Raw genomic sequence first — 19,020 nt, 5'->3', positions numbered from 1 at the left:
AAATCATGAATTGGAGGATAGGAAAATCAGAATGCTCGGTGCATGAGCGCGATTCGACACGATATGTTTTTTAGATCACGCCTGTCGGCCGAAGACGGCAACGAGCGACTGGATCATCGTCCGTTCGGCCTCGGACAGCGTCCTTTCGCCGGAGAAAATCACCGAGAGGTTTCCGGCGATGACGTCTTCCGTAATCGGCGCCGCGGTGAGGCGCCCGCTGTCGATATCCTGCTGGACCGAGGACACCGGCAGGACCGTACAGACCGGCAAACGGCGGACCATGGCGATGGCCAATGGCAGGGAACCGACGTCCATGACCGGTTCGACACGCAGATGACGCGCACTGGCGGCTGCCATGAACGCCTGATGGATGCTGAGATGCTTGATTCCGAGAACCAACGGAAATCCGCAAACTTCGGCCAGTGGAATCTCCGTGCGACCGGCAAGGTCCAAGGCCGGATTGGCAACGACCGACAGGCGCTCGCTCGGCCCGAGATGGATCCGGGTCATCTGCGTCTGGACGGCACCGACAATGGCAAGATTGAGCTCTCCCGCACGTACCTGGTCGTGAAGCGCAGCGTTGGAACCTTCGATGATTCTCAGCCGGTATTCGGGATGGCCAAGGCGGGTTGCCGTCAGTGCCTGCGCCACCTTGTCCGTCATGACGCTGTCATGCCCCGAACTCGGCAGCATGCCGATCGAGATGGTCGCCTGTGTGTGGGCGGCAATATCCAGACTGGCCCGAAGGAGGTTATCGATGCGCTCCTCGATCTCCAGGGTGAAGGGAAGCAATGCCTTGCCGGCCTTCGTGCTCTCGGCACCGTTGCGCCGCCGTTCGAACAGGGGTTGCCCGACAACTGCCTCGATCTTCTGAATCTGCGTCGAAACGGAAGGTTGCGTGATATGCGCCGCGCGCGCCGCCGCCGAAATACCTCCGCTGAGATGCGCAAGGTTGAAGTAGTGCAATTGACGTGCCGTCAACTGCGGCCGGAAGACGATATTGGCCTCCGTTGCCTGCAGATTTTTCTTGAGGTTACAAAGCAGGGCGGACACGACCTCCTGGTCCGGCCCGTTTGCGCGCACGCCCAAGGTGCTCGACAACGGCGGATCGAGGGGCTCCAGATGCAGGCGCGCAAGTCCGAGCCGGTCGGCGACCATACTGCGGGGCATCAGGAAACGCATTTGCGGAAACTCGTTGAGCAGTCGATGAAGGTCTGCCGGCTCCTCGTCCATCAGGATCATGCGGTCGCGGATGCCGTGCTCGTCCGCATATCGGGTGACGGCATCGCGAAGTGCCTGACGCATTTTCAAAACGACAAATTTCTGATTGGGGGAGCGAAGATCAACCGCGGCCTCCGCCGTTCCGACGGAAAACCAGACCTCATCGTAAAAGGGCGTCATCGCAGGCAGCTTCGCAGATGGCACGCCGGTCATATAGCCGACTTCGATCTCCATCGAACCCGCGTTGTCCGGGATTTCCGCGGCCCCGTCATCAACAAGGGATTTTTCTCGCCCGTCTGCAAACATCACGTCGATCAGCAGGTCGGGCCGCTCGCGTTCCATATCTTCGACGGTACGTCCGATCGCCTTCGAAAACCGGCCGATGGAGAAACTGAGATCAAGACGAATATCGATGCGAAGAGGCCCCGTGCCCCCGTTCCGCATCCGACGCACGAACCTTTCGCGATGAAGGATGGCCGTTGCCTGCTGAAACAGCCAGAAGGCTGCCGGTAAAGGGCTGAGGTGACCGCTTTTCCGAATGAAGAGCTTGAGTTGAAGTTCATTTTCCAAAGTACGCAGACTTGATGTCAGCGCCGAAGGAGCAATTCCAAGCTCGCGCGCGGTCTCTGCCAGCGTCGGGCTCTGACAGGCCAGCACGAAATGGGCCAGTTGCTGGATTTCGATGCGCGGCGGATTTGTAATCACTGCGGGTCTATATCGGATTGCACAAGGGGCTTCCCCGACTATGGCATACAAAGCGTTATACCGCACGAATATCAGCGCCGGCCCGTTGCTTCCCCTTCGGCCCAAAGACATCAGCCTGCGATCAAGACTACCTCATATACCATTGTCGCGGCGGCAAGATCGGCCAACGCCGTTCCGACGGCCTTGTAGAGAGTGATCTCATCGTTGGACGTCCGCGCTGGAACATCCCGGCGACACAGCTCGTCAAGTGTCGCACGCACCGCGTCAGCGGAAATGACGCCGGCCCTGATCGGCTGAACCAGATCGCCCGCTTCGTGAAGGGCTTCGTGCGTGTCGATATAGACCGAGGAGCGGCGAAGCGCCTCGTCATCGGCCTCGCGCATCGCCGGGTTGAAGCCGCCGATCAGATCGACGTGGGTGCCCGGCCGCAGCCATTCGCCGCGGATAAGCGGCGCTGTCGCCAGCGTCGCCGCGCTGACGATATCGGCCTGCCGCACTGCTGCTTCCAGATCCGTGACCGCAGTGGCCTGAAGTCCCTGTTGCTGGAGGCTCTGCGCCAGCCGTTCGGCGCTGGCGGGATCGATATCCCAGATATCGACATCTGCGATCGGCCGGACGGCGCGATAGGCATCGGGTATGAGGCTCGCAACGCGGCCTGCGCCGATCACCAGCAGACGGCGGGCGTCCTTTCGAGCAAGATAATCCGCGGCAAGGGCCGATGCTGCTACCGTGCGGCGCGTGGTGATCGTGTTTCCGTCAAGTAGCGCAAGCTGCATCCCGGTCCGGCCATCATAGAGCATGTAAGTCGAGGTCAAACCGGGAATGCCGCGCAGCGTGTTGCCGGGAAAGACGGTGACGATCTTGATCCCAAGGTAACGCTCCGACCGGTGCGTTTCATGCCAGGCCGGCATCAGAAGCAGCGTCGCATCCGGTTCGCCGCTATTGGCTATCGCGTGGTGATGCCGTACCGGCACGACACAGCCTTCGGCAAATGCTTGCCGCAGGGTCGCAACCAGCGGGCCGAAAGGGAGAAGCTCGCCCGTTGTCCGGGCATCGAGAATACGGATTTGTGTGTCGGTCATTGAAGCGATCTCCCGGTAAATTCTGACTGCTGGATAAAGCGAATTCTCTGTGATTGAACGAGCCGCGTCGCCGCTGCGCGGCGTACCAGCATTCAACCGCCATCGGCCCTTTGGACACTTTGTTGCGATCGGAATGCGGAGCAACTCGGCACCGCTCAGCCAAACGCCGCTTTCTTCTCCAGCATTCTGGCGTATTGCGTCAGCGGATAGCACAGGGCGAAGAAGATCAGCGCGACGAGACCGTAGACTTTGAAAGGTTCGAAGGTCGCGTTGTTGATGGCGTTTGCGGTTTTCAGCAGTTCGTCGAAGCCGAGGATCGAGGCCAGTGCGGTGCTCTTGATCAACTGGACCAAGAACCCGACGGTCGGCGCGCGCGTGATCCGGAAAGCCTGCGGCAGGATGACAAGGCGAAGTTCGAGGAGACGATGCAAGCCCAGGCTGGCTGCGGCGTCCCATTGCCCGCGCGGCACCGCCTCGACGCCGCTCCGCCAGATTTCGGCAAGATAAGCGCTGGCGTAGAACGTCAGGCCGCAGACGGCGGCGGTCCATGACTCGATCCGGAAGCCGAGCATCGGCAGGCCGAAGAACATCAAAAACAGCTGCATCAGGAGCGGCGTTCCCTGAAACAGGGCAATGTAGCCGGACGCGAAGCTGCGCGGCCAGCGTGTTTTCGATATCCGTGCAGACAGGATCGCCAGGCCAACGATGGCGCCGCCGGCAAAGGCTGCGAGCGAAAGCAGCAGGGTCCAGCGTGTCGCGAAGACAAGATTGCGCAGAATGTCCCAGAAGGTGAACTCAATCATGCCAGACCGGCTCCCAGAAAACGGCGTTTCCCGGCGAAAAGGAGCCGGCGAAGTGCGGCGGACATTGAAAGGTAGATCAATGTCGCCACCAGATAGGTCTCGAAGGAGCGGAAGGTGCGCGATTGAAGCAGATCGGCCTCCTGCGCCAGCTCGCGGACGGATATTTGCGAAACCACCGCCGATTCCAGCATCATGATGATGATCTGGCTCGTCAGCGCCGGAAAAATGATGGCGATCGCCTGCGGCAGGATGATCTTGAAGAACACCAGCCGAGGCCTGAGGCCGAGTGCCTGCGCCGCCTCTTTCTGGCCTCTCGGTATGGCATCGAGCCCGGCCCCGACCACCTCGATCGTGTAGGCGGCCATGTTGAGGGTCATGGCAAGGACGGCGGCAGTGATCGGATCGAGGCGAATGCCGAGGCTAGGCAAGCCAAAGAAGATGAAGAACAGCTGCACCAGAAATGGCGTGTTGCGCATGATTTCCACATACAGGCCGACGACCTTGCGCAACCATGGATAAGGTCCCCGGCGCGCAGCCGCGCCGAGAATGCTGAGAACGATCCCGAGGACCGATGTGGAGACCGTCAGTGCAAGCGTCGTGCATGCGCCATAAGCCAGAGCTCCCATTCCGTCCCAAAGCCAATTGAAATCGAGGCTGTATCTCATCGCTTGTCCTTTGGAGCCGGATGATCCGGGCCGGGTCGGCCCGAAATCCCGATCCGCCTCTCAACCAAAGAATTGGAGCATGATGCCACCGCAATCGCTTGCAGTTTTCGGCATCATACTCTGGTGAGTGGGAGGCCGCCCTCGTCAGTCCTTCAGGTTTTCAGGGTTGAGCGGCGCTTTCAGCCAGCTCTTCGAGCTTGCGTCGAGCGAACCATCGGAGATCATTGCGGCGACGCTGTCATTGACGACTTTCTTCAGGCCTTCCTCGCCCTTGCGGAGCGCGATGTGTGAGGGGGAGCTGAGGAGCTGGAATTTCTGCTCCGGCTTCAGTTCGTCCTGTCGTGCCAGAACCTGCGCACCGACATCGTTGCCGACGACCATCAGCTGGGTCTGGCCGGATATGAAGGCCTGGATGACCGAATTATAGTTCTCGAAACGCTGGATCGCAGCCGAGCCGGGGGCGACGGCCGTCAGCGACGTGTCTTCGAGCGTCCCACGATTGACGGCAACGGTCTTGTCGGCGAGGTCTTCCTTGCCGCTCACCTTCAGCGCAGCCGGACCGATGACGGCGATATAGTAGGGGGCGTACGGGGCGGCAAAATCGATAACCTCGGCACGCTCCTTCGAATAGCCGACGCTCATCAGCAGGTCGACGCGGTCGTCGTTCAGGTAGGCGATCCTGTTCTGGCCGGTAACGCTGACGAGATTGAGTTTCACGCCGAGCCCGTCGGCGATCTTCTGGGCGACGTCGACGTCATAGCCCTTGATGCTCATATCGGCGCTTGCCGAAGAGAAGGGCGGGAAATCGGAGAAGATGCCGATGTTGATTTCGCCTGCGGCCTTGATATCGGCAAGTTCGTCGGCCTGCGCGGCCCCTGCCAGGATGCCGAAAACGGCAATTGCCGCGGTGGCGGTGTAATGCAACTTCATAAGAGCAGTCATGTCGTTCCCCTTTTTGAGACGTGTTGTGCGACAGGTGATGGATGGCAGCGGGCACGAGGCACGCTGCCGTTGTGGAGCTGGTTCTCAGGTCAGCTTTGTCCTGACCGCGGGACTGAACATCGCGAGGCACAGGAGTTCGAACAGGACCTGCGCGGCGATCTGCGCGGTGTTGGTGGTGTTGTCGTATTGCGGCGCGATTTCCACGACGTCGCCGCCGATGAGGTTGATGCCTTTGAAGCCGCGCAGCAGGGTCAGGGCCTCCCTCGGCTGAAGCCCGCCGACTTCTGGCGTGCCGGTTCCCGGAGCGAAGGCCGGATCGAGGCTGTCGACGTCGAAACTGAGATAGGTCGGACCCGCGCCGACAACCTCTAGAGCCTTTGCGATCACAGCCTTGAGCCCCATCTCCGCCACCTCTTCGGCGTGGATGACGGTCATGCCGGAGGCAAAGGAGAACTCCCAGAGATATTCGCCGCCGCCGCGGATGCCGATCTGGATCGTACGCTTCGGATCGAGCACACCCGCCAGAACCGCCTCGCGGAAAGGCGCGCCGTGGTGGAACTTGGAGCCCTCATAGGGACCGGCGGTGTCGCAATGAGCGTCGATGTGGATCATGCCGACCGGCTGGCCGGCCGCCAGGCCTTTGAGGATGGCGCCGGAGATCGAATGGTCGCCGCCGACCGACAGCGGGATAACCCCGGTTGCCGCGATCATCCGGTAGCAGGCCTCGATGTCGGCATGGCATTCGGCGAGGCCGAACCGGCTGCGCATCGGCACGTCGCCGACATCGGCGACCTTTAGCCCTCCCATCGGCGCGACACGCAGAACATGCTCGTAGGGACCGATACGCTCGATCGCCCGGACGGCCCGCGGCCCCAGCCGCGCGCCGGCGCGATTGGTGACGCCGAGGTCCATCGGCACGCCGATCAGAGCCACGTCAAGCGCCTCAAGCACCTCGGGCCGCAAGCCGTTCTCGATGAAACGGGCATCCAGAAAGGTCGCAGGATCGGCGAAGGGCCATTTGCGGCTGTCGCCGTCCTTGAATACGCTCGCCGCCACGGCGCGGAAGTGCGGATCTTCCATCTCTCCGCCTGCAGCGCTGCCGAAGCGCTTTCTCAAGTCTTCCAGAAAATCCCGGTCAATGGTCAAGGCAGGCTCCCACCGTATTGATGCTGCCATCATCATCGGCGCCGCCCACTTCTCTTGGAACCGCGAAAATTCGAGAGGGGATATAACGATTCTTGATAGCTCGGATCCGCCGAGGCTTAGCGATGCGGGTCGCGCGTTCATCGGGGTGTTCAGAAAACTTTATAACCCGGCGAGAATTTTCCCACTACCGCGGCTGGCAACCTCCAAGCAGTCTCCGATGCGAACGGCCCGGCAGAGGGCCGACAGCAAAGGGAACCTACCATGTTGCACGATATGACACGCCGCCGCTTCCTCGGATCCGCCGCCGCCGCGGGGATTGCCAGCACGATGACCGGGTTTGCAAGATCCGCCGCAGCCGGCAGCGGCAATCTCACCGCCGTCGAATGGGGCGGCGATGTCGTCGAAGCGATGAAGCAGATTGCCGCCGACCAGAATGCGGCGACATTCAACTGGGTTCTTCACCAGGGCGGCGCGGGCGCCATCCTGCCGAAGATCAAGGCCGTCTGGCCGAATGTCGACTACGACTATGTCGCCGGCTGGGAAGGCTCGTTCAACAGCATGGTGAAGGAGGATTGGCTCGAAACCATCAATCCTGCCGATATTCCCAACCTCGCGAATATTCCCGAGAAAATCATCATTCGTGACGGCAAGGGCAACATCAAAGCGGTCCCGCGCGCAGTTGGCGGCATGTATTTCGGCGCCCGAACCGACACGGCTCCGATCGCCGTGAAGACCATCGATGATCTGCTGAGCCCCGATCTTAAGGGTGCGATCTGCTGGCCAGGCCCGACACAGAGCATGATGCTCCAGATCGTCGCGCTCGCCCTTCACGCCGGCGGCAGTGAAACGAATATGGAGCCCGGGTGGAAGCTCATGACGGAATTGGCGAAATCCGGCAATATCGGCCGCGTTGCCGTCACCGATATCGATTTCACCAATTCGCTGACGTCGGGCGAGACCTCCGTCGGCTTCTTCGCTGAGCCCGGCTGGGCGGCGGTGGCCAAAAACTTCCCGGTTACGCGTTTCACCAAGGACAGCAACTTCAAGGCCTTCCTCTACCAGAGCGGTTTCGGCGTCCTCAAGAATAGACCAAACACCAAGGCAACGCTCGATTTCGTCAACTTCGCGATCACCCCGGACATGAACTCGCTCTACGCCAAGGTGGCTGGCGAAGCGCCGTTGAACAGCAAGGCGGTCACACCCGACAATCTCAAGCATCTGTCCTTCACGTCGGACGAGTTTTCGAGCTTCGTCTATGTGCCCGACTACAATGTCGTTCTCGAACAGCAGGATGCCTGGTCCAAGCGCTGGGAGCAGGATATCGCCCCGTTGCTCTAAGACACCTCGCGGAAGGTTGTCGTAGGCGCGGACTTCGACAACCTCCCTTTCTCATGGCCCGCAAGGGCGAGGAAAAGGCTGTTCCATCATGACCAAGGTAAGGCGGCAACCCGTTGCCATTTCAATTCCGGATCGCCGAGATGCTGCCCTGACGCTCGGGCCAGCCCTGCTGGTGTTCGCATTCGGGTTTGTGTCACCGCTCATCAACCTGGCAATCGAAAGCTTGAAGGAGTTTACGCCGGGGCGCGTCGGCTCCGTGGAAAATGCCGCGGCAACGGTTCAAAACTACTACGAGCTTGCAAACCAGGCGTTTGCAAGCGTCCTGCTGACGACCTTCTGGATTGGCGGAGTTGCCGCGATCATCGGCCAGCTTGTGGCATTCCCGCTGGCCTATTTCATCGTGCGGCGCATTTCGCCGCAGATGCGCACGCTCACCCTCGGCTTCTTGATTACGCTTGTTCTTTCCAGCGTCCTGATCAAGACGTATGCGATCGAACTGACCTTTGGGTCGGTCGGCATCTTCCGACCCTTCCTCTTGACACTGGGCCTTTCGCCCAACAGCCGCGAATATATTAATATCGTCGTTATTGCGGGTCTGGTTCACTCGATCATACCGGTCGCAACGCTAACGCTGATTGGCGCGATGCAATCGATCGATCCGCGTCTGCTTGATGCGGCCCAGTCGCTCGGCGCGCCGGGATGGAAAGCCCATCTGTCGATCACGCTTCCCCTGAGCTTCCCGGCTCTGATCTCAAGCACGCTCGTATCGCTGACTTTCGCGATCAGCGCCTTCGTCATTCCCATGGTGCTCGGGAGGGGCCGGGTGCTTTTCATGTCGAATGTCATCTACACCCGGTTCAGCGATATCGCCAACTACCCGAGCGGTGCGGCGATCTCGCTCGTCATGCTTGCCGCGGCCTTGGCGGTCGTCGCTGCCATAACGTTTGCGCAGGCGCGGAGGGTTTCCCGATGAGCATGCAGTCTCTTGCCGCGAGAACCGGAGACCGGATCGCCGGTTCCCTTGCCTACGGTGTCATCGGCCTTGGATTGGCGTTCCTCGCCATCCCGCTGGTGATAACATGCGTCATGGCTTTCGACGCCAGGACCTACCTCGGCCCGATGCCGCCACCTGCCTTGTCGCTTCACTGGTTCGAACGGCTCGTCTCCCAGGCGGATATCCTTGCCAGCCTGCGCACCAGCCTCATCTTGGCGGTACTCACGACGGTTCTGTCCGTCACGATTGGAACTGCGGCGGCTGTCGGTCTTGCCCGGGGCAATTTTCCAGGAAAGGCAGCGCTGACTTCGGCCTTTCTCTCGCCGCTCATCGTCCCGCCGGTTGTCATTGGATTCGGCCTGCTGCTTTTCCTTTCCAAGGCCGGCATCACAAATGGTATGGCGCGCCTGCTCCTCGGCCACGTGATCGTGACGTTGCCCTATTGCATAAGGACCAGTCTCGCCAGCCTTCTCGGCAGCGACCAACGATTGACGGAAGCCGCAATGGTTCTCGGCGCCACCGAGCGCCAGGCCTTCTGGACCATAACCCTGCCGCTCATGCGGACGGGCGTCGTCACCGGCGCGATCTTCGCCTTCGCAATTTCGATGGATGACGTATCGATCAGTCTGTTTCTGAGCGATCCGTCCGCAACGACCTTGCCTGTTACGCTGGTCAGCAACATGCGCGCGGCTTTCGATCTGACGATCGCTGCGGCGGCCGTGGTCCTGATTGCCGTCACTGCGTTGCTGATCGTCGTGCTGGACCGTGTCGTCGGCTTTGACACTGTCGTGGGCCAAGGTTTGTTTCGTTCATGAGGACAATACGATGATTTCTGCCGTGGAATTTCAAGGGGTCAGCAAGCGCTTCGGCGAAACTGTCGCCCTCGGTGATATCTCCTTCTCTGTGAACCCAGGTGAAACAATCGCACTGCTTGGACCGAGCGGCTGCGGCAAGACCACCATTCTTCGGCTCATTGCCGGATTCGAGCGGCCCGACAAAGGCTCGATCCTGATCGACGGCGAGCCGATGGCCGGATTGAAACCCTATGAGCGCAATGTCGGGCTGCTGTTCCAGCACTACGCTCTTTTCCCGCATATGACAGTCGAACAGAACATCGGTTACGGACTTCGCCATCGCAACCATCCGCCGGGGCAAATACCGCGCCGCATTGCCGAGATGCTTGAGCTCGTCCGGCTCGTCGGTTTCGGACAGCGGCGGCCGCACCAGTTGAGCGGCGGACAGCAGCAGCGTGTTGCGCTTGCGCGGGCGCTCGCCACCCATCCGAGCCTCGTTCTTCTGGATGAACCTCTGTCGGCCCTCGACGCCAAGCTTCGGCATGAGCTGCGCACCGAATTGGAGGATGTGCTCGCCGCGGTCGGCTCGACCGCAATCGTGGTAACCCACGACCAGGAGGAGGCGATGAGCCTGGGAGAGCGTATCTTCGTGATGAACCGCGGGGCAATCATGCAATCCGGCAAGCCGGATGATGTGTATTGGCGTCCAGACTCACGTTTCGTCGCGGATTTCATGGGTCGGACGAATTGGATTCATGGCTCGATTTCGGCCGCGGGCGGAACGGCCCGCAAATTTCGCTCCGAATCCGGCTGGGAGTTTCCGGTCGCGTCCACGGCAAATCTTTCAGGTGCCGCCGAGATTTGCGTGAGGCCGGAAAGCGTCGAGATATCGTCCGGCGCTCCGGCTGCCGGAGCCATGACCGGACGCGTTGCCGACGTCGTGACACTCGGTGCCTTCAGGCATGTCGTTCTGGACCTCGTCAGTGGCGACCGGATAATCTCGGCTTGCCCGAACCGTCCAGACATAGCCTTCGCTCGGGGGCAGGAGATCAGCGTTTCCATTCCGCCCGAGGCATGCGTCCTCTTCGCGCGATAAGCTGGCATTGATGGGGCGCAGCTTGTGCTGCGCCCGGGGGCTAAGGGTCACCAGTTGCCGGAAGAACATGGTTCGTCCAATATCCGCTTATAGGCGGAGGGGCCCTCGGCTATCGAGCGCCACAAAGTATGGAATGCGGCTTCTGATGCTTGATCTTGATTCCTATCTGCTTCGTGCATTTCTGACCGTCGCGGAGATCGGCACCGTCAATGGAGCAGCCGTCAAGCTGAACAGAACGCAGGCCGCCGTGAGCATGCAGATCCGCAAGCTGGAGGAGCTTGTCGGCGTTACGCTGTTTTCGCGTTCGTCAAAGGGCCTCGAGCTGACGAGCCATGGGCAGATCATGCTGGCTTATGCCCGCGAAATGGTCGCCCTCAGCGACGAGGTCGGGAAAAGGCTGACAGGCAAGATGATCGAGGACCGCATTCGCCTCGGCGTCGTCGAGGACTTCGCAGCTGGCCACCTGATCGACATTCTTAGTGCCTTCAGAGCCCAGAACCCGAAGGTCGAGATCGACATCATTGTCGAGCCGAATCGCCGCCTCGCCAGCCTGTTTGAAGACAGGAAGCTGGATCTCGTGGTTTGCGACATCACCTGCCTCTCGCGAAAACCGACCCTGATCTGGACCGAATATTTGATGTGGACGGTGAGATCCGACTTTGTGGCGGATACGGAAAAACCGCTTCCGATCATCATGTTCGAGGAGGAGTGTCCCTGGACGCTTCCGACGATTGCGGCTCTGTCCCAGCGAAACATCAAGTGGAAGACGGCGTGCGTCGCATCGACGCTGGTGGCCATGGCGACCGCGGTTCGCGTCGGTATCGGTATCGCGCCAATGATGCTCACGACGAAACCGGAGGGCTGCCGGACGCTTGACCGATCGGCGGATCTGCCCGGTCCGGTGCGCATCGAGATCGGTCTGTATGCTCAATCCGAGTCGGCCGAAGGCGCGCGCTATCTTGTGGACTTCATTTCGCGGCATACCGCCATATTGTCCAGCTAGAGCCTTTCCTGGTCAGATTGCAGCATTCTGCCGGAGCAGGTTTTCGTCAGGGCAGAGGCGATTGGCGACGGGCATACCCCAGGGTACGTCCGAGCCGATCGCCTTTGTCCTGGCGGAAAGATGCCCGGCCCTTCGGGTTGGCTGAAACGGGCCGGCTGATCGACCGGCCGGCTTGGCCGTAGAGCCGGGCTACGACGCGCGCCGGCCGGTCGACCATCCGACTCCGTTTGAGCCAACAGAATGCTTCAAGCTGACCAGGAAAGGCTCTAGGAGCGTTCAGCTTCCATTATATCGGCTCAAATTAATTCCCTCTACCGAAGTGGCGGGCGAAGCCCCACAGTGATCGGATGAAGGGTCGACGACCCAATATCAAGCATTGGAAGTCTGCGAATACGATGATGGGGCAAGCCAAAGTTGACGAAACTCTCCTCGCAGATGCCGCCTATCTGCCCGGCCAGGTCGCAAACCTGACGAGGGGAGCGAGCGTGACGGCGCAGACCAACGAAATACTGGAACGCATCAATGACATGCTGCTGCGCGAAGGTACCGACAAGTCAGAGATCATTCTCGCCAACATCTGGCTCAGGGACCTTGCCTCATTCGAGGAAATGAACAGAGCCTGGGATGCTTGGATGCCGGATAGCGGAACGCCACGGCGGGCGACGTTTGAGGACAAGAATCTCCCGCCGATGTGCGCCATCCGTATCGACGTAGCCGCGTCGCGAAAGAGTGGGGACGGGCAAATTTGAGCCGCCTGCATTCGTCATCCTGCTCTAAAGCGCGTCCCGACCTTTCAGATTCGCTCCTCGCGCTTTAGGTCTTTGTTTTAGGCGTGTCGTTGTCGCAAAACCGCGGCATACTCTTGCGCGACAGGCTCTAAGGCCGGATGACGCAGACATTGGCCTCATAGGAGCAGGGATCGTCCCGCACTGCGATATCGATGACCTTTGCTTTCGGGGCCAGCAGCTCCGGCCGTGCTGTAGGATAGCCATAGCCGTTGCCGCCGACATAGGTCCCGCCATCGACCTGATAGACATAGGAAGAGCCGGCATAAGTGCCGCCGCCGTCACCACCCTGCGTTTGGGGCAGGACGACGATGAGATTGTTGCGGGCTATGCGATTTGTCGCCGGCGATGAAAACTGTTTCAGGAACGGCATCCGTTCTTTGCGGTTCCGATATCGATAGGCATTGTCGAAACGGATGCCGCGATCGCGCCAGATGGCACGTTCGCCGAGGAGTAATCCGCCGTGGAAAGCGTGACGATGGCCGGGAAAGCGATGATCGTTGCGGCGGTCGCCGGCTTCGGCGGGAAGTGCAGCAAGCACGGACAGGGCAAGCAGGGCGACTGCGGACAGACTGCGAAACATGGGTGGCCGGCCTCCGGAATTCCGATCCCTAACAAATCGTTAACGCCAGATTGCGCCAAAAGCCGGAGCTTGTCCATTCAGGTCGGACAACCGGCACAAAATTTGAGCGGAAGAGACCAGTTTTGTTAGCCTGCAAACTTCCCGGTAACGCGAATCGATTAAATTAAAAGCAGACAGCGATTGTGCTTGTCGTCGGCGTTCCCGGTGATTAAACGTCGCAATTGATGCAACGCACACAGAGAATTTTGTCATTCGTGTGGTTGACTGAGCATGCTCCGAAATCCGGGAGCGCAGAGAAGCCGCCGCGAGGTTCTGATGGCGAACGTGACAAATAACCGGCCCCTATCGCCGCATCTGCAAATCTACAAGCCTATTCCCACTATGGTCATGTCCATCGTCCACCGCATTACCGGTGGCGCGCTCTACGTCGGCACGCTGCTCGTCGCCTGGTGGCTGATCGCGGCGGCAAGCGGCCAGGGCTCCTATGACTGGGCCAACTGGGTGCTCGGCAGCCTTCTCGGCAAGCTCGTGCTTCTCGGCTATACTTGGGCGCTGCTGCACCACATGCTCGGCGGCTTCCGCCACTTCATGTGGGATCTCGGTTATGGCTTCGGGAAAGAGTTCTCGACCAAGCTCGCCATCGCCAACATCATCGGGTCGCTCTGTCTGACCGTGCTGGTCTGGGTGATCGGCTTCCTCATTCGCTTCTGAAGGTCCTCTCATGGATATGCGCACCCCCCTCGGCAAGGTTCGCGGGCTCGGCTCCGCCAAGGACGGAACGGATCATTTCTGGCGCCAGCGGCTGACGGCCGTCGCCAATGTTCCGCTGATCCTCTTCTTCGTCTTCTTCATGCTCGCCTATGCCGGCGCGCCCTATGCGGATGTGGTTCGCGCGCTATCGAACCCCTTCGTCGCCGTGGTCATGGGGCTGATGGTAATCTCCGGTGTCATCCACATGAAGCTCGGCATGCAGGTCATCATCGAGGATTACGTGCACGGCGAATTCGGCAAGATCGTTCTCCTGATGCTGAACACGTTCTTTGCGATCCTGATCGCCGGCCTCTGTCTCTTCGCCATTCTGAAAATCGCATTCGTAGGATAAGCTGATATGGCACCGACTTCACCCGCCCAGAACGGCAAAGCCTACAAGTATGTCGATCACTCCTACGACGTGATCGTCGTCGGCGCCGGCGGCGCCGGGCTGCGCGCCACGCTCGGCATGGCCGAGCAGGGTTTCCGCACGGCCTGCATCACCAAGGTATTCCCGACCCGCTCCCACACGGTCGCGGCCCAGGGCGGTATCGCCGCTTCGCTGCGCAACATGACGCCGGATAGCTGGCAGTGGCACCTCTACGACACCGTCAAGGGCTCCGACTGGCTCGGCGACGTCGACGCCATGCAGTATCTCACCATGGAAGCGCCGAAGGCGGTCTATGAGCTCGAGCACTACGGCGTGCCGTTCTCGCGCAACGAGGAAGGCAAGATCTATCAGCGCCCGTTCGGCGGCCACATGCAGAATTACGGCGAAGGCCCGCCGGTACAACGCACCTGCGCCGTTGCCGACCGTACCGGCCACGCCATCCTGCATACGCTCTACGGCCAGTCGCTGCGCAACAATGCCGAGTTCTTCATCGAGTATTTCGCGCTCGACCTGATCATGTCGGAAGACGGCAGCCGCTGCACCGGCGTCATCGCCTGGTGCCTCGATGACGGTACGATCCATCGCTTCGCCGCCAAGATGGTGGTGCTGGCGACCGGCGGCTACGGCCGCGCCTATTTCTCGGCAACGTCGGCCCATACCTGCACCGGCGACGGCGGCGGCATGGTGGCGCGTGCCGGCCTGCCGCTGCAGGACATGGAATTCGTTCAGTTCCACCCGACCGGCATCTATGGTTCGGGCTGTCTGATCACCGAAGGCGCGCGCGGCGAAGGCGGTTATCTCGTCAACTCCGAGGGCGAGCGCTTCATGGAGCGTTACGCGCCTTCGGCCAAGGACCTTGCCTCGCGCGACGTCGTTTCGCGCTGCATGACACTGGAAATCCGCGAAGGCCGCGGTGTCGGCAAGGCGAAGGACCACATCTTCCTGCATCTCGATCATCTCGATCCAGCCGTTCTTCATGAACGCCTGCCGGGGATTTCCGAGAGCGCCAAAATCTTCGCCGGTGTCGACGTTACACGCGAACCGATCCCGGTTCTGCCGACCGTTCACTACAATATGGGCGGCATTCCCACGAATTATTGGGGCGAAGTGCTGAACGCCGACGGTGCCAATCCGGAACGGATCATCCCCGGCCTGATGGCTGTGGGCGAGGCCGGCTGTGCCTCGGTGCACGGCGCCAACCGTCTCGGCTCCAACTCGCTGATCGACCTCGTGGTCTTCGGCCGCGCCGCTGCGATCCGCGCCGGCGAGGTGATCGACCGCGCAGCGCCGATCCCGCATCTCAACGTCGCCGCCTGCGACAAGATCATGGACCGCTTCGACGGTCTGCGTCACGCCAGCGGCGGCACACCGACGGCGGAACTGCGCGAGAAGATGCAGCGCGCCATGCAGGAAGACGCCGCGGTGTTCCGCACGCAGGAATCGCTGGAGTCGGGCTGCCAGCGCATCTCGGCAATCTGGGGCGAGATGAAGGACATCAAGGTCACCGACCGCTCGATGATCTGGAACTCGGATCTGGTCGAGACGCTGGAGCTGCAGAACCTGATGGCCAACGCCATCACGACGATCTACGGAGCCGAGGCCCGCAAGGAGAGCCGCGGTTCGCATGCCCGCGAAGATTATACCGAGGGTGCATTCGCCGGCCGCGACGACGTCAACTGGCGAAAACACACGCTCGCCTGGGTGAACGAGGCAGGCGATGTGAAACTCGACTATCGTCCTGTTCACACCGAGCTCATTGCCGAAGGCATCGATCCGCACAAGATCGAGCCGAAGGCTCGCGTGTACTGATCTCAAGAGGAACCGGACATGGTTGAACTCGCTCTCCCCAAGAATTCTCAGATGCGCGAAGGCAAGGTCTGGCCGAAGCCGGCGGGTGCCAAAAACACCCGCGAGTTCCGCGTCTACCGCTGGAGCCCGGACGACGGTCAGAACCCGTCTATCGACACCTTCTATATCGATGTCGACGATTGCGGGCCGATGGTGCTCGACGGTCTGCTCTACATCAAGAACAAGATCGACCCGACGCTGACGCTGCGCCGTTCCTGTCGCGAGGGCATCTGCGGCTCCTGCGCGATGAATATCGACGGCACGAACACGCTTGCCTGCACCAAGGGCCTCGACGATATCAAGGGCGCGGTGAAGATCTATCCGCTGCCGCATCTGCCCGTCGTCAAGGATTTGGTACCCGACCTCACCAACTTCTATGCCCAGCATCGTTCGATCGAGCCATGGCTGAAGACGGTGTCGCCGGCGCCGGCCAAGGAGTGGAAGCAGAGCCATGAGGACCGGCAGAAGCTCGACGGCCTCTATGAATGCATCCTCTGCGCCTGCTGCTCGACCTCCTGTCCGAGCTATTGGTGGAATGGCGACCGCTATCTCGGTCCGGCCGTTCTGCTGCAGGCCTATCGCTGGCTGATCGATTCCAGAGATGAGGCGACCGGCGAGCGTCTCGACAATCTCGAGGATCCGTTCCGCCTCTATCGCTGCCACACGATCATGAACTGTGCGCAAACCTGCCCCAAGGGCCTCAACCCGGCCAAGGCGATCGCCGAAATCAAGAAGATGATGGTCGAGCGCCGGGTTTGATCAACCTCGGTACCGATGGCGGAATAGACGGCTTCGATTCCGAAGCCGTCACCGAGATTCGGTCGCGGTGCACGAACAGGGCATCCGCATCGATCCCGGTGCAATCCTTCTGCAAGATGCGGTGAGACACTATTCCAGGACATTGCGCGAGTTCGACAGGGATCCTGACTGAGATGAACGCGCTCAACACCTTGCTGACAAATTCTATGTGCAGGAAGTTTTGCAGCAGGACAGTTGAACTGTATCGTTTTTCGGTTAGTTGTTGTCACGGGCAATTTATGCAGCACGACTTGATTAACCAAATCGAATTACGATAATCGGACTTGTCTCACGCCCGTTTCTCTACGGCGACAGCCGAATTCAGGAGTATGATGATGCAGTTGCGATATGCGATGACAGGTCTGGTGGTGGTTCTGTCGCTAGCCGGTTGTCAGCGTACGGCATATGATTACAGCTCCAACGCCAGTGCCGGCCCGGCGCCGTTGACGGCGCAGCCGGTGCCCTCGGTGCAGGGCGGGCAGCTTCCGCCGCCGACCGGCGGCTCACAGTTTCCGGCCGCGCCGACGACGACGGCGCCGATGCCGGGCGCTGAGCCTGGTGCAATGGCCGCGAATGCGCTCGATATCACCAAGGAATCGATGGTCGGGAGCTGGCGCGTCAACGGTAGCTGCGACATGTTCCTAACGCTCACCAATCTCGGCAGCGGTTCGCGCGGCGGAACGCGTGGCTGTGTCGGCGAGCTGACGGCGATGGGCTCCTGGGAGGTCGCCGGCAAGCAGGTGCTGCTCAAGGACCGCTCGGGCAACCAGCTCGGCAGCGTCTACAAGACGGCCGACAACCGCTTCCAGGGACAGACGAGCACAGGCCAGTCGATCAGTCTCAGCCGGTAAATGTTCCGGCGGGTTCTCCGCCGTTGACTGACAGGCGGATATGCCCTCATGCAACCAATGCCGGATTATGCGCTCAGCGTCTGCGAACAGCTTAAAGCGCTGACCGCATCGGGCGCCCTTCAGGCCGATTCTGCCCAATTGGACGTGGCAAAGAGCCTCGACCGGGTGCTCGCCGGTCTGAAGCAGCGGCGGCCGGCGGCAAAGTCGAGCGCGCTCGGCTGGCTGTTTGCCGCCAAGAAGAAATCGGCCGACGGCATCAAGGGGCTTTATATCCACGGCAGCGTCGGGCGCGGCAAGACCATGCTGATGGACATGTTCTTCGCGATGGCGCCGTGCAGGAAGAAACGGCGGGCGCATTTCCACGAATTCATGGCGGATGTGCACAACCGCATCGCCGCGCACCGGCTGAAGCTCAAGAACGGTGAGACGAGGCAGGCCGATCCGATGCCGCCGGTCGCCGCAGCGCTTTACGACGAGGCAGAACTGCTTTGCTTCGACGAGTTCACGGTCACCGACATCGCCGATGCGATGATCTTGTCGCGGCTGTTCTCCGAGCTTTTCGCGCGCGGATGCGTGCTGGTCGCGACCTCGAACGTCGAGCCCGACAATCTCTACGCGGATGGTCTCAATCGCGGCCTCTTCCTGCCCTTCGTTGCCTTGCTCAAGCAGTATGTCGATGTCGTTACCCTGGATTCGTCGACCGACTACCGGATGGAGAAGCTGAGCAGCCAGCCGGTCTACCTGGTGCCGATCAACGAGCATAACGACATGGCGATGGATGCGTCCTGGACCCAGGCGCTGCATGGGCGCAAGGCGCAGCCGCTGGATATTCCGATGAAGGGGCGCCACATCCATGTGCCGCTCGCCGTCGACCGCATGGCGCGTTTCTCTTTCGCCGATCTTTGCGACAAACCGCTCGGGGCGGTCGACTTCCTGGCCATCGCCGAGCGCTACGATACGGTCTTCGTCGATCACATTCCCTTGCTCGGGCCGGAAAAGCGGAACCAGATCAAGCGGTTCATCATTATGGTCGATACGTTTTACGATCATGCCGTGCGGCTTTACATTTCCGCGGCGGCGATGCCGGAGGAACTGCTGCTACAACGTCGGGGCACCGAGGGCTTCGAATTTGACCGCACGGCTTCGCGCCTGTTCGAGATGCGCAGTGCGGAATATCTTGCGCTGCACCATCAGAAACGCGCCGCAGAGTAACAATCTGGTGACA

At 60.7% G+C, this 19,020-nt stretch carries 19 protein-coding genes; 12 read left to right on the top strand and 7 right to left on the bottom strand.

Annotated elements, in window-relative coordinates; all coding sequences use genetic code 11:
* Positions 1 to 75: 75 nt before the first annotated feature.
* From AC244Q_RS20785 to speB, 6 genes are all read right to left on the bottom strand, one after another.
* Entirely contained in the window at positions 76 to 1,926 is a 1,851-nt protein-coding gene (locus AC244Q_RS20785) for a LysR family transcriptional regulator (RefSeq protein ID WP_128406573.1), read from the bottom strand.
* Positions 1,927 to 2,036: 110 nt separating this feature from the next.
* The gene (gene lhpI, locus AC244Q_RS20780) at positions 2,037 to 3,008 is read right to left on the bottom strand and encodes a bifunctional Delta(1)-pyrroline-2-carboxylate/Delta(1)-piperideine-2-carboxylate reductase (RefSeq protein WP_128406574.1); all 972 of its coding nucleotides are present in this window, start codon (positions 3,006 to 3,008) and stop codon (positions 2,037 to 2,039) included.
* 155 nt (positions 3,009 to 3,163) lie between these two features.
* Entirely contained in the window at positions 3,164 to 3,811 is a 648-nt protein-coding gene (locus AC244Q_RS20775; RefSeq protein ID WP_017995391.1) for an amino acid ABC transporter permease, read from the bottom strand.
* Entirely contained in the window at positions 3,808 to 4,476 is a 669-nt protein-coding gene (locus AC244Q_RS20770) for an amino acid ABC transporter permease (protein ID WP_017995390.1), read from the bottom strand. The genes AC244Q_RS20775 and AC244Q_RS20770 overlap by 4 nt, the downstream gene beginning before the upstream one ends.
* A 144-nt stretch (positions 4,477 to 4,620) precedes the next feature.
* Entirely contained in the window at positions 4,621 to 5,418 is a 798-nt protein-coding gene (locus AC244Q_RS20765; protein WP_017995389.1) for a transporter substrate-binding domain-containing protein, read from the bottom strand.
* 84 nt (positions 5,419 to 5,502) lie between these two features.
* Entirely contained in the window at positions 5,503 to 6,564 is a 1,062-nt protein-coding gene (gene speB / locus AC244Q_RS20760; protein ID WP_024320370.1) for an agmatinase, read from the bottom strand.
* A gap of 261 nt (positions 6,565 to 6,825) precedes the next feature.
* Here speB and AC244Q_RS20755 point away from each other — a divergent pair, with 261 nt between their 5' ends.
* The 6 genes from AC244Q_RS20755 to AC244Q_RS20730 all read left to right on the top strand — a co-directional run bounded on the left by AC244Q_RS20755 (position 6,826) and on the right by AC244Q_RS20730 (position 12,538).
* Positions 6,826 to 7,902: an extracellular solute-binding protein gene (locus AC244Q_RS20755; protein ID WP_017995387.1), complete on the top strand. Its 1,077-nt coding sequence runs from the start codon at positions 6,826 to 6,828 to the stop codon at positions 7,900 to 7,902.
* Positions 7,903 to 7,990: 88 nt separating this feature from the next.
* Positions 7,991 to 8,875 carry an ABC transporter permease gene (locus tag AC244Q_RS20750; protein ID WP_128406576.1) on the top strand — a complete coding sequence of 295 codons (885 nt, stop codon included), beginning with the start codon at positions 7,991 to 7,993 and terminating at the stop codon, positions 8,873 to 8,875.
* Positions 8,872 to 9,711 carry an ABC transporter permease gene (locus AC244Q_RS20745; RefSeq protein ID WP_017995385.1) on the top strand — a complete coding sequence of 280 codons (840 nt, stop codon included), beginning with the start codon at positions 8,872 to 8,874 and terminating at the stop codon, positions 9,709 to 9,711. Before AC244Q_RS20750 ends, AC244Q_RS20745 begins: the two co-directional genes overlap by 4 nt.
* Positions 9,712 to 9,721: 10 nt before the next feature.
* Positions 9,722 to 10,786, top strand: coding sequence for an ABC transporter ATP-binding protein (locus AC244Q_RS20740; protein WP_020487045.1), 1,065 nt, complete (start codon positions 9,722 to 9,724; stop codon positions 10,784 to 10,786).
* A gap of 133 nt (positions 10,787 to 10,919) precedes the next feature.
* Positions 10,920 to 11,789: a LysR substrate-binding domain-containing protein gene (locus tag AC244Q_RS20735; protein ID WP_017995383.1), complete on the top strand. Its 870-nt coding sequence runs from the start codon at positions 10,920 to 10,922 to the stop codon at positions 11,787 to 11,789.
* Between the two features lie 395 nt (positions 11,790 to 12,184).
* Positions 12,185 to 12,538 (top strand): RidA family protein, encoded by a 354-nt coding sequence (locus AC244Q_RS20730; RefSeq protein ID WP_017995382.1) that lies wholly within the window; start codon positions 12,185 to 12,187, stop codon positions 12,536 to 12,538.
* 127 nt (positions 12,539 to 12,665) lie between these two features.
* Here AC244Q_RS20730 and AC244Q_RS20725 read toward each other — a convergent pair whose 3' ends face one another.
* Positions 12,666 to 13,157, bottom strand: a complete 492-nt coding sequence (locus tag AC244Q_RS20725) for a hypothetical protein (RefSeq protein WP_012759283.1) — start codon at positions 13,155 to 13,157, stop codon at positions 12,666 to 12,668.
* Positions 13,158 to 13,472: 315 nt separating this feature from the next.
* Here AC244Q_RS20725 and sdhC point away from each other — a divergent pair, with 315 nt between their 5' ends.
* The 6 genes from sdhC (at position 13,473) to zapE (ending at position 19,007) form a co-directional block, all read left to right on the top strand.
* Entirely contained in the window at positions 13,473 to 13,868 is a 396-nt protein-coding gene (sdhC, locus tag AC244Q_RS20720; protein WP_012559217.1) for a succinate dehydrogenase, cytochrome b556 subunit, read from the top strand.
* Between the two features lie 10 nt (positions 13,869 to 13,878).
* The gene (gene sdhD / locus AC244Q_RS20715) at positions 13,879 to 14,259 is read left to right on the top strand and encodes a succinate dehydrogenase, hydrophobic membrane anchor protein (RefSeq protein ID WP_012759282.1); all 381 of its coding nucleotides are present in this window, start codon (positions 13,879 to 13,881) and stop codon (positions 14,257 to 14,259) included.
* A gap of 6 nt (positions 14,260 to 14,265) precedes the next feature.
* A complete protein-coding gene (gene sdhA / locus AC244Q_RS20710; protein ID WP_012759281.1) occupies positions 14,266 to 16,107 on the top strand; it encodes a succinate dehydrogenase flavoprotein subunit in 1,842 nt (613 codons plus the stop codon).
* 18 nt (positions 16,108 to 16,125) lie between these two features.
* Positions 16,126 to 16,905 (top strand): succinate dehydrogenase iron-sulfur subunit, encoded by a 780-nt coding sequence (locus tag AC244Q_RS20705; RefSeq protein ID WP_003567268.1) that lies wholly within the window; start codon positions 16,126 to 16,128, stop codon positions 16,903 to 16,905.
* Between the two features lie 374 nt (positions 16,906 to 17,279).
* Positions 17,280 to 17,795, top strand: a complete 516-nt coding sequence (locus tag AC244Q_RS20700; protein WP_011653815.1) for a protease inhibitor Inh/omp19 family protein — start codon at positions 17,280 to 17,282, stop codon at positions 17,793 to 17,795.
* Positions 17,796 to 17,843: 48 nt separating this feature from the next.
* Positions 17,844 to 19,007, top strand: coding sequence for a cell division protein ZapE (gene zapE, locus AC244Q_RS20695; protein WP_017995379.1), 1,164 nt, complete (start codon positions 17,844 to 17,846; stop codon positions 19,005 to 19,007).
* Positions 19,008 to 19,020 lie beyond the last annotated feature (13 nt).

It is taken from the genome of Rhizobium sp. CB2179, assembly GCF_057653455.1.
Note: the sequence above shows the minus strand (reverse complement) of the source record. Positions and strands in the feature narration are given on the sequence as shown.

Coding starts and splice junctions, on each gene's coding strand:
- lhpI (WP_128406574.1), bottom strand. CDS start 3,008: ATGACCGACACACAAATCCGTATTCTCGATGCCCGGACAACGGGCGAG.
- AC244Q_RS20775 (WP_017995391.1), bottom strand. CDS start 3,811: ATGATTGAGTTCACCTTCTGGGACATTCTGCGCAATCTTGTCTTCGCG.
- AC244Q_RS20770 (WP_017995390.1), bottom strand. CDS start 4,476: ATGAGATACAGCCTCGATTTCAATTGGCTTTGGGACGGAATGGGAGCT.
- AC244Q_RS20765 (WP_017995389.1), bottom strand. CDS start 5,418: ATGACTGCTCTTATGAAGTTGCATTACACCGCCACCGCGGCAATTGCC.
- AC244Q_RS20755 (WP_017995387.1), top strand. CDS start 6,826: ATGTTGCACGATATGACACGCCGCCGCTTCCTCGGATCCGCCGCCGCC.
- AC244Q_RS20750 (WP_128406576.1), top strand. CDS start 7,991: ATGACCAAGGTAAGGCGGCAACCCGTTGCCATTTCAATTCCGGATCGC.
- AC244Q_RS20745 (WP_017995385.1), top strand. CDS start 8,872: ATGAGCATGCAGTCTCTTGCCGCGAGAACCGGAGACCGGATCGCCGGT.
- AC244Q_RS20740 (WP_020487045.1), top strand. CDS start 9,722: ATGATTTCTGCCGTGGAATTTCAAGGGGTCAGCAAGCGCTTCGGCGAA.
- AC244Q_RS20735 (WP_017995383.1), top strand. CDS start 10,920: ATGCGGCTTCTGATGCTTGATCTTGATTCCTATCTGCTTCGTGCATTT.
- AC244Q_RS20730 (WP_017995382.1), top strand. CDS start 12,185: ATGATGGGGCAAGCCAAAGTTGACGAAACTCTCCTCGCAGATGCCGCC.
- AC244Q_RS20725 (WP_012759283.1), bottom strand. CDS start 13,157: ATGTTTCGCAGTCTGTCCGCAGTCGCCCTGCTTGCCCTGTCCGTGCTT.
- sdhC (WP_012559217.1), top strand. CDS start 13,473: ATGGCGAACGTGACAAATAACCGGCCCCTATCGCCGCATCTGCAAATC.
- sdhD (WP_012759282.1), top strand. CDS start 13,879: ATGGATATGCGCACCCCCCTCGGCAAGGTTCGCGGGCTCGGCTCCGCC.
- sdhA (WP_012759281.1), top strand. CDS start 14,266: ATGGCACCGACTTCACCCGCCCAGAACGGCAAAGCCTACAAGTATGTC.
- AC244Q_RS20705 (WP_003567268.1), top strand. CDS start 16,126: ATGGTTGAACTCGCTCTCCCCAAGAATTCTCAGATGCGCGAAGGCAAG.
- AC244Q_RS20700 (WP_011653815.1), top strand. CDS start 17,280: ATGCAGTTGCGATATGCGATGACAGGTCTGGTGGTGGTTCTGTCGCTA.
- zapE (WP_017995379.1), top strand. CDS start 17,844: ATGCAACCAATGCCGGATTATGCGCTCAGCGTCTGCGAACAGCTTAAA.